Consider the following 2868-nt stretch of genomic DNA (forward strand, 5'->3'; position numbering starts at 1 on the left):
GGGGAGTTTCGTTTCCACTGGAGAGGGGCCTGCCGAATGGGTCTATCAAACCGGCCCTTATCAGAGAGGAGCTTATCTTCGGGCCGAGGGAGCTCCTTATTATCGGAATCACGACTATCTCGAGCGGTTTGAGACCACGCTCCTCCCGGGCCCTGTTCACTATCAGAGCGCCCTTGTAGGTCTCCTCACTGACAACGATTGCCTCCAGGCTCTTCATTTCCCCCGCGAAGCCTATCGCGTTGTGGATTTTGATAACGCGGTAGTTGTTGTAGCCGTTGACATCGAAGAACTTGAGCAAATCCCCTAAGCGGAGCTCGTAGGGGAGTATCTTCTCTGCGTAGGGCTTGTCCCTAATCATCTCGTCCGAAGTTAGGCCGACGTAGACCACCTTCCCGACCTCAAAGGCTTTTCTGAGCAACGCCTTGTGGCCGAGGTGTAGCCTGTCGAAGGTCCCGCCGACGACTACTTTCCTGAACTTTCTCATGGTTTCCATTAGGCTTGGGAACCAATAAGCTTTTTTATCAGCTCCCGGAGTCCCCTTAGGTGGTGATATGAAGGGGAAGCTCTCCGTTCTGCTGGCAGTTATGATTCTTCTCTCGACGATTCCCTTGGGAGCTTCAGCGGGTGAGGATAAATCCATCAGCCTCTTCGACGTTAGCGTCTTCCTTAGGGTCTCCCAGATGAACATCAACGGCTCCCTTGCTTGGGCAGGCTCCTTCACGATTGAGGCAAACCTTGTGAACCGGACGTTCGTTGACTACCTCAACTCCCTCGCGAAGGCTAATGAGACCAACGCCACCAGGGAGTTTACGAACCTCGTCTACGGCGTCGTTTATGAGAGCTTCAAGGACTTCATTAACGGCCGCCTCTCGGGCTCGAACATGAGTGCCATCATATACATTCCTCCGGGAGGGCCGGTTCAGGTCACTGGCAAGTGGCGTGCGGTTGTTCGCTTCACGCTTGTCCCGTTCTTCGTGAACGAGGACGGCAAGTACCTGACCTGTCCATACTACGGTTCCATGAGGATGAAGTTTTTGGGCGTTGTTTATCCGTTCAAGTGGCGTAGGTTCACGCTCGTTCTCCCCAAGGACTACGATGTATACACACTCGTCCCCGCTCCGAAGGAGCTCGTTGACAACGTCGCAGTCTGGGAGGACGGGGATTACTTCCCGGTGATTAAGCTCTACAACCCCGTCTATCGCCTGGTTCAGTTCCTCAACTCGACAGAGAGATATCTCAGCGTCTCCTTTGACCCCACCGAGGGCCTGGTTTACTTCAACGCGACCTTTGTGGGTGCAAACGCGACATCCTCAGTTGAAAGCACTCTCCTGACCTCCTTCCGCGAAACTATGCATCCACTCAGCATCTCGGCGAAGAAGATACCGAACGGCCTCAAGGTAATAGGCGTCGTTAAGCCCCAGGTTTCCGTTAAGAAGGGCTGGCGTTCTATTCAATGGCTCGTCGTTTTGAAACTGCCAGGGCGCTTCGATAACATAACCGTAATCGGTGGGAAGTACCAGCTTGGCCCAGACAACACCCTGGTAATGGAGTTCAAGCAGGAGAAGGACACGTACCTCTACGCAATTGCGGGTGCGGGAGTTATACTCATCGCCGGTATTGTCCTTTTCCTAAGGAAACGCTCCCGGGCCTCCGAAGGGCGGGGCGATGAAAACGAGGAAAAAGGAGCCGAGTCTGTGGGAGAGGTCCGGGAGAAAGGAGTAATCTTGGGGGAAACTCCGGGGGAGGGTGATGGCGATGAGCCTTGACTTCTTTTTCTATCCCAAGAGCGTTGCCGTCTTCGGTTCCTTCAAGAAAGGCGCGATAGCCTACGAAATCCTCAGGAACATTGTTGAAGGTGGTTTTGAGGGTAAGGTACTCCCCGTCAACCCCAAGGGCGGAACCGTTGAGGTCGCCGGAAGGACCTTCCGAATCCGCGAGAGGCTTGAGGAGCCCGTTGACACCGCCATAATAGTAATTCCTGCCAAATTAGTTCCCTCCCTAATCGATGAAATCGGCCCGCTCATTAGGGGCGCCGTCGTCATCTCGGCCGGCTTCTCCGAGGTCGGGAACGAGGAGCTTGAGCGCGAACTCGTTGAGAAAGCTAAGAAGCACGGCGTTCGCGTTATAGGCCCCAACTGTGCCGGAATCTTCGGCGTCCACGGGAAGTTCTTCGGCTCCTTCGAGGTTAGAGTTAAACCCGGTGGACTAGCCTTAATCAGCCAGAGCGGGGCCTTTGGCGGTGCGGCGTTGGCGATGGGCAACGACGAGGGGATAGGATTTTCTGCCTTCGTGTCCTATGGAAACGCCTCTGACCTGAACGAAAGCGACTTTTTGGAGTACTTTGCCGACGACGAGAACACCAGGGCGATAGCGCTCTACATCGAGGGCGTTAAGGATGGCAGACGCTTCCTCAAAGCTCTTCGCTACGCGAGCGAGAGGAAGCCAGTTATAGTTCTCAAGGCCGGAAAGAGCGAAAGCGGGGCTAAAGCGGCGGCAAGCCATACTGGCTCCTTGGCAGGTTCTTACGAAATCTACCGCGCGGCCTTCAAGCAGGCCGGGGCAGTAGAGGTCGAGGAGATGGAGGAGCTCTTTGATGCGGCCAAAGCCTTTGAGATGTATTCAAAAGCTGGGAAGAGGATTGCCGTAATCACCAACTCCGGAGGACCGGGCGTTTTGGCCACCGACAAGCTCGAAAAGCTCGGTCTTGAAATAGCCCGGCTGAGCGACAAGACCGTCGAAAAGCTTCGCTCCTTCCTTCCGCCCCAGTGCTCCACCAGAAACCCGGTTGACCTCATCGCCGATGCCGACTACGAGCGCTATAAGAGGACGATTGAGGTTGTATGCAATGACGAGAACGTTGATGCCCTC

3 protein-coding genes are annotated in these 2868 nt (G+C 55.0%); 2 read left to right on the forward strand and 1 reads right to left on the reverse strand.

Annotated features, from left to right (window positions below; translation table 11 throughout):
• A partial coding sequence (coaD, locus tag MVO87_RS09280) for a phosphopantetheine adenylyltransferase (RefSeq protein ID WP_297552951.1) occupies window positions 1–484 on the reverse strand: 484 nt, incomplete at its 3' end.
• 67 nt (window positions 485–551) lie between these two features.
• On the opposite strand from coaD, the gene MVO87_RS09285 reads away from it, so the two are divergent.
• Together MVO87_RS09285 and MVO87_RS09290 are read left to right on the forward strand one after the other, a co-directional pair.
• Complete coding sequence (locus MVO87_RS09285; RefSeq protein WP_297516232.1) at window positions 552–1766, forward strand: hypothetical protein; 1215 nt, start codon at window positions 552–554, stop codon at window positions 1764–1766.
• On the forward strand, window positions 1756–2868 hold a 1113-nt coding region (locus MVO87_RS09290), incomplete at its 3' end, for an acetate--CoA ligase family protein (RefSeq protein ID WP_297552953.1). The genes MVO87_RS09285 and MVO87_RS09290, both read left to right, overlap by 11 nt.

This window comes from Thermococcus sp., from assembly GCF_027063845.1.
Lineage (GTDB): Archaea > Methanobacteriota_B > Thermococci > Thermococcales > Thermococcaceae > Thermococcus.

Bases quoted from the DNA above. Each gene is read 5' to 3' on its own strand.
- MVO87_RS09285 (WP_297516232.1), top strand. From the start codon at position 552: ATGAAGGGGAAGCTCTCCGTTCTGCTGGCAGTTATGATTCTTCTCTCG.